The following is a 6704-nucleotide window of genomic DNA, read 5'->3' as shown; positions in this document are numbered from 1 at the left end:
ATGACTTACGGCGTAGGCATAAAGGCATTCATCAACCTGATTAAAATCAGGAGATTTCTGCCATAATGTTTATTAAATTAATACAAAATGTTTGCATTGAAGTGCACTCCATGGTTTAAATTAGGGTCATACAGATACGAGAGGAAGAATTATAAATGAATAAAACATTTTCTTTTGACAATGATTTAACTATTAATCGTTTAGGTTAAGGAACTATGCAACTACCTGGAAAGGGCGTTTGGGGACCATCAAATGATCCCGAAAATGCGGTCAAAGTTATTACTACTGCTATAGATAACGGTGTTAACTTTATTGATACTGCCGATGCATATGGTCCCTTCTACTCTAATCTTTATCTTAGAGATGCTCTAAAAGAACGTAAAAATTCAAATGTTATGGTTGCTACAAAGGTTGGTAATACTCGTCAAGGACCTGATATCTGGACACCAGTTGGAACACCAGCTTACTTGCGCCAACAAGTTGAACTTAACATGATGACTCTTGGACTAGATCACATTGATCTCTTGCAATTGCACCGTGTTGATCCTAATTACACAATTGAAGAACAAGTCGGTGAACTTGCTAAAATGCAAAAAGAAGGCAAGATCAAGCATATTGGATTGAGCCAAGTTTCAGTTGACCAAATTAAGGAAGCTGAAAAAATTACACCTATCGTCTCCGTACAAAACCGTTATAATTTGATCGATCGTACTGACGAAGATGTTTTAAATTACGCCGAATCAAAACATATGGCATTTATCCCTTGGTTCCCACTAGCAACCGGTGAACTAGCAAATGGTAATGAACTAAAAGCAATCGCTAAAAAGTATGACGCTCAACCAGCTCAAATAGCATTGGCATGGCTATTGAAACGTTCAGACGTTATCCTACCAATTCCAGGAACAAGCTCAACTGACCATGTTGTTCAAAATATCAAAGCTCAAGATATTGAATTGAGCCAAGAAGATTTTGATACATTGGATAAATTAGGTAAATAGAGCGTGTCAAATGACGGGAGCAATTGAGCATTACCTAGACTAGGGATTATGACAACGAAGTTGGCATGATTACTAGTCGTAGTAAGCGCAAATTGCTGTCTTTTGTAAGCGCGTTTAAATAGAGCGTGTCAAAAGACGAAAATTTCAAAACAAAAGCCAAAACTTGATTCAAATCAATTTAATAAGTAAGCGTTTCCTTTAAACTAAAGTCATCAAATGAAAAGAGGTTTTACAGATGACTGCAGTTAAAGATTACTTAAACGAACATCAAGAAAAATTAGACTTATTTACTAAAGCAATTACTATTGCCCATGGTAAAAATCATCCAGAAGTATTTGCTGTTAGAGAAGAATATCTTAACCTTAAAAAGGCAGCTGAAAATGGTCTAAATTTGGATGATGATTTTGATCAAATTCGTGAAACCACTCAAAATTATGCAATTCCAGGTGATGTTTGCCCTACTTTTGAGGCAACATATCAAATGCTTGAAAGTGCAGATTCAATTAATGCTAAATCTTAAAAAAAGGTATATCCACTAGAGAATTTCTCTTGGATATACCTTTTTTATTTATATAAAGTTCTAATACGTACTTGCAACTTGCTTATCAATCACCCACTGACCATCTTGCTTAACAAAATACATCTTCATTTCCAGTGGCCACGTATTTACTCCACCACCCCAAATGCTAGCTCGAACTTGATTTTGACCAATTAAACTTGCTTTATCATCATGGATTTGAATATCTTTAAGATTATCCTCAATTGAGGAATAATACTTCATTTCTTCATTTTGGATCTGGTCAATCCATTCAAATTTCGATTGAACATAACCAGTCATATGTGTCAGCTTCATAGTTGATTTTAAAATCTCATTTAACTTATTAATGTCTTTAGAAACCATAGCAGTATTTTCTGCTCGATATAATGCAATAATTTTTTCTTTATCAGTCATAATTTATCTCCTTGATTAACTCAAATAATACTATCACGACTGATATAGAGCTATTTCAATTCAAATAGTAATTAATAAGTATAGCTTATGCAAAACTATTTTTGAGCATGTCCGCAAAACTCTCAATATAATATCCTGAATTATCGATTTTCCAATAAGCGTAATAATTTTGAATCATCAATTGTTTGTTATTCATCAGATCAACAGTTTTAACAATATCCGTATTAAGCTGTTGTGTTCTGTCATTGATGATCATGTAGCCTTGATTAGATGCCACTAAAACTTGTGCTTCATCATAATTTTTTGCCAAAATAAAGTCACTTCTGACACCAAGGATCTCACGAAAATATTCTTCATCGGTCTTTTTTTGATCATTATCAGCAATCAAAATACATGGTATATCGGCTAATTCAGAAATTTCCATAGCAGTTCTATCATCAGAAAAATTATTTCGACTAATTGCCAGCATAAATTTACTATTAGTTAAAAATTCATTTACGTATGTATTCGACAAAGCTCTTCTTTGGTCAGAAAAATTCAAATCTATCTGACCACTTTTTAAAAGTTCAAACAATTCTTCATGATTGCCACTGGTTATTTTAATTTTAACTTGCGGAAAGTCTTTGGAAAATTTTGAAACTGTTTTTAAAAATTCTGTCGTCCCAAAATTTTTCAGATAGCCAACTTTTAATTCAACTTGCTCGTCCTTAACAAGTTTGACCGTATTATCAACCAATTGATTAACATCTTCTAAAATATCCTGACTGTGCGTGTAAAAATACTGACCAGCTTTGGTGACTTCAAAGCTACGCCCTTTACGCTCCAATAACTGCACACCTAAATTACTTTCTAACTCTTTCATCTGTTGTGAAATTGCCGATTGAGAAATATTACACTCAACTGCTGCTTGAGTGAAACTATGATTTTTCACTATTGCGATAAAATATTGCATTTGTTGGAACATAATTAGGTCTCCTATCTACTCGATATATCCTAATTATACTATTCATAGAATTTAACAAACTCTCTATCTAAATCATTCTTAGCTTGATCTAAAGCTGAAGCTACATCAACGCCATAAGTCTGTAATCCCTGCGCTCTAACAATTGAAAATTTATCAAATCCCATTAATTCTTCAAAAATTTCTTGTAAATAAAACCTTGAGAATTCTAGTTTAGTGTAACGATCATTATTGGTATAAATGGAACCGCTGGCTTGCAGTAACATAACTCGATAGTCATCAGTCATTAAACCAACAGATCCATTTTTAGTATATTTAAAGGTTTCATGCGCTACCAAAATATTATCAATATAATCTTTCATCTTCGAAGTCACATTAAAGTTATGCAAGGGTGAAACGATCACAATACGGTGATGGTCTTTAAATTGGCTGATCAATTGCTGATTGATAGCAAAAATTTCTTTTTCCTTACTATTTAAAGCAATATGATTAGCTTGTTTTTCCCAAATACCCAATAACTGATCAGTCGTTAATTGTGGTATTTCCATATCGTAAAGATCAATCAAGTCAACTGATTGATCAGGAAATTGATCTTGATATTTTTTCAAAAAATATTTTTGTAATTTAACAGAATAATGATCTCCATTTCTAAAATCAGGTTGAGCATTAATAATCAAAGTTTTCACAGTTAAAATCCTCTTTCTTATTCGATAGATATATTCTACAATCTAAAGGTGACAATATATGGCACCTTTTATCTATTTTGTTTAGGAGAAAAAATGAATAAGGCTGAGCGATTAAATCAAGAATTGATTTTTTTAAGTAATAAAAACTTCTTTCAAATTCAAGATCTCATTACTGAATTTCATATTTCCAAGCGCACTGTTTTACGTGACATTTCAGAACTCGAAAGTATGGGACTTTCATGTTGGGTAGAGAATGGACGTAATGGCGGTTATCACCTAATCAAAAAAGACTTACTAGTTCCCGTTATTTTTAATTTAGAAGAAGTAAGTGCCATCTTTTTTGCAATTCAAGCTTTAACGTTATTGTCCACTACCCCATTTGAGAAATCATACCAGCACATTTATGATAAATTACTGTCTACTCTTCCCAAGTTTCAACAAGATTACATCGAAAAATTACAAAATAGTGTTAATTACTATCGAATTCCATCGATAACTAAACCTAATTATTTAAATGGTATTTTACAATCTATCATTGATGAAAAGGTCATCGACATAACCTACAATCAAACAGAAAAAGCTAACCAGCAAATACAAGTCTTCAATCTGCTTTATCGAAATGGGATTTGGTTCTGTGAAGCTTATGATATCAATACTCATAAATGGGGAACTTATCGATGTGACTGTATTGAAAAATGCCAGCTAAAAGAAGGTATCCCATCTTACACACGAAAAGAGCTAAAAAGTTTCCAACAAGAATATGAAGCAAGCTACCATAATATTAAATTCCAATGTGAACTAACATCTTTAGGCAAAGAATTATTTCAAAAAAATAATTATCCTAATATGCATGTTAAAACAATAAATAACACCATTTTAATGTATGGCGGATACAATAAAGACGAATTAGAATACATGGTTGAATATTTAATTTCTTTAGGAAAAAACGTCAAAATAAATTATCCAGAGAACCTCAAACAAGCTTATTTAAAAAATCTTCAAGAAATAATTGCCAAATACTAAAAAAGTATCTGTGGGAAAATTGATTCCTACAGATACTTTTTTCTATTTCTCACTAATAATCAACAATGACTTAATAGCTTCACGTTTGTCCATAGCTTCATATGCATCTTGAATGTGATCAAGGTCAAATCTCTTAGTGAAGACTTTTCCAGGATTGATCTCGCCTTTCAAAACTGCATCTAATAATACTTTTTTATCATCAGTAGTTACTGAAGCAATTCCACCACGTAAACCGATATTTCTCCAGAATAAGTTATTAGTATTCATTTCAGCTTTTTGTGGAACGCCAACACGACCAACAACAGCACCGGGGCGGCCTACTTTAACAGCTGTATCAACGGATTGCTCTGTACCAACACATTCAAGAACAGCGTCAGCACCACTACCAGTTAGTTCCATTACCTTTTCAACCGCTTCATCCCCACGTTCAGGAATAATATCAGTAGCACCAAATTCTTTAGCCAACTTTTGTCTATCTTCATGACGGCTCATAGCAATGATTCGTTTAGCACCAAGTAATTTAGCTGAAAGAACACCACTTAAACCAACAGCACCATCACCCATAACAACGACAGTATCACCTTTTTTAACTTCAGCACTAGTTGCAGCATGATATCCGGTTGCCATAACGTCAGCCAATGATAACAAATTATTTAACATTTCATCAGAATAATCTTCTGGTTTCCCAGGAACTTTAACTAGACCCCAGTCAGCATTTTCATATCTAACATATTCTGCTTGATAACCATTGCCACCTTTAGGACCGTTTAAACAGTCACCATCGAAACCAGCAAGACATGCGGCACAGTGTCCACAACCATGTGTAAAGGGAACAATGACAAAGTCGCCCTTCTTGATATTCTTCAAATCTGAACCAACTTCATCAACGACACCAATTGCTTCATGTCCAGCTAATGAATTAGGATCACGATGAGAAATACCACGATACCACCATAGGTCAGATCCGCAAACACAAGCTCTGATGACTCTGATAACGGCATCTGTTGGCTTCTCAATTGTTGGTTTTGGTGTCTCTGTGACTGTCATTTTTCCTGGTTCTACGAATAATGCTGCTTTCATATTAATAACTTCCTTTTTTGTTTTTTGAAATACTTTTATAACTAAACGAGTTACAGAAGCCAGATTTCTGCGCTTAGCTACACTATTAAAATCACCCACTCTGTGGGTAATTTCAATAGCTAGGCTAATGCTCAAAATCTAACCGGCTTCTTTCACTCTCTAATTTCTAACTTCTGATACATCACCATACCAATACTGTGCGGTAATTCCACCATCCGCCAAAAAATCACTTCCGGTGATAAAGGCACTGCGGCGATCCATCAATAATTCAGCTAAACTGGCTATTTCATCTGGTGTTCCGGGGCGTTTTGTAACCATTGAATCAAACATTTTCTTATAACCATCACCACGTGGTCCATTCAATTCATCTAAAGCTAGTGGTGTCATAATTATACCAGGACTAATGGCATTAATTCTTGCTCCTCTTTTTTGCCAATTTACTGATTCAGCGGCGACTCGCAAAACATTGGTTCTTTTAGAATATTGATATGCAGCTAATGAATCAGTGATAACATCAGATTGTAAAATTGGTAAATCCAATAGTTCTTCAGTTGGTGTCATTGCTAGGGCTTTGTTATCTTCAACCGATAATCCGGGTAAACGATGACCTGATTGTGATGAAATAACGATTCCTGAACCACCTGGTGCCATAACTTTACCAAACTCTTCTAATAGAACTGAAGTACCATACAAATCAACTTTCAAAACTTGTTCTACACTGGCTTGTGATGGTGAAACTCCGGCAGCATTGACTAATCCCATAATATCACCAAGTGATTGGGCTTTTTTAACTACTTCCTTGATAGACTCTCTTGAAGAAAGGTCAGCCTTGATAGTTCCAACTTCAAATCCAGCTTCAGACAAAGTCTTCTTCATTTCAACTAATTTTTCTTCACTGTAATCAGCTAATAATAATTTACGTCCAGCCGAAACTCTTCTAACAATAGCTTCACCAATTGCTCCAGCTCCAAATAAAACAACTACTTCTTTATTCATTTATATAT

8 protein-coding genes are annotated in these 6704 nt (G+C 34.2%); 3 read left to right on the top strand and 5 right to left on the bottom strand.

Translation table 11 applies throughout. The features are described from left to right. Window positions 1-215 precede the first annotated feature (215 nt). Both EKM77_RS08915 and EKM77_RS08910 read left to right on the top strand, forming a co-directional pair. Window positions 216-998, top strand: coding sequence for an aldo/keto reductase (locus EKM77_RS08915; protein WP_225425216.1), 783 nt, complete (start codon window positions 216-218; stop codon window positions 996-998). 235 nt (window positions 999-1233) lie between these two features. Beyond that, on the top strand, window positions 1234-1518 hold the full coding sequence (locus EKM77_RS08910; RefSeq protein ID WP_125593710.1) for an iron-sulfur cluster repair di-iron protein, ric: 285 nt from the start codon (window positions 1234-1236) through the stop codon (window positions 1516-1518). 60 nt (window positions 1519-1578) lie between these two features. Here the strand turns inward: EKM77_RS08910 and EKM77_RS08905 are convergent, their stop codons facing one another. From EKM77_RS08905 to EKM77_RS08895, 3 genes are all read right to left on the bottom strand, one after another. Further along, the gene (locus EKM77_RS08905; protein WP_125593709.1) at window positions 1579-1950 is read right to left on the bottom strand and encodes a nuclear transport factor 2 family protein; all 372 of its coding nucleotides are present in this window, start codon (window positions 1948-1950) and stop codon (window positions 1579-1581) included. Window positions 1951-2035: 85 nt separating this feature from the next. Beyond that, window positions 2036-2914: a LysR family transcriptional regulator gene (locus EKM77_RS08900; protein WP_125593708.1), complete on the bottom strand. Its 879-nt coding sequence runs from the start codon at window positions 2912-2914 to the stop codon at window positions 2036-2038. A 38-nt stretch (window positions 2915-2952) separates the two neighbouring features. After that, a complete protein-coding gene (locus tag EKM77_RS08895; protein ID WP_125593707.1) occupies window positions 2953-3597 on the bottom strand; it encodes an FMN-dependent NADH-azoreductase in 645 nt (214 codons plus the stop codon). Between the two features lie 93 nt (window positions 3598-3690). Between EKM77_RS08895 and EKM77_RS08890 the strand changes: the two genes are divergently transcribed. Beyond that, window positions 3691-4620: a helix-turn-helix transcriptional regulator gene (locus tag EKM77_RS08890; RefSeq protein ID WP_125593706.1), complete on the top strand. Its 930-nt coding sequence runs from the start codon at window positions 3691-3693 to the stop codon at window positions 4618-4620. 42 nt (window positions 4621-4662) lie between these two features. On the opposite strand, the gene EKM77_RS08885 is transcribed toward EKM77_RS08890, so the two are convergent. Together EKM77_RS08885 and EKM77_RS08880 are read right to left on the bottom strand one after the other, a co-directional pair. Next, window positions 4663-5700, bottom strand: coding sequence for a zinc-dependent alcohol dehydrogenase family protein (locus EKM77_RS08885; RefSeq protein WP_125593714.1), 1038 nt, complete (start codon window positions 5698-5700; stop codon window positions 4663-4665). Between the two features lie 159 nt (window positions 5701-5859). Further along, window positions 5860-6696, bottom strand: coding sequence for an SDR family oxidoreductase (locus EKM77_RS08880; protein WP_125593705.1), 837 nt, complete (start codon window positions 6694-6696; stop codon window positions 5860-5862). Between the last annotated feature and the right edge of the window lie 8 nt (window positions 6697-6704).

It is taken from the genome of Companilactobacillus baiquanensis, from assembly GCF_003946605.1.
GTDB lineage: Bacteria > Bacillota > Bacilli > Lactobacillales > Lactobacillaceae > Companilactobacillus > Companilactobacillus baiquanensis.
Note: the sequence above shows the minus strand (reverse complement) of the source record. Positions and strands in the feature narration are given on the sequence as shown.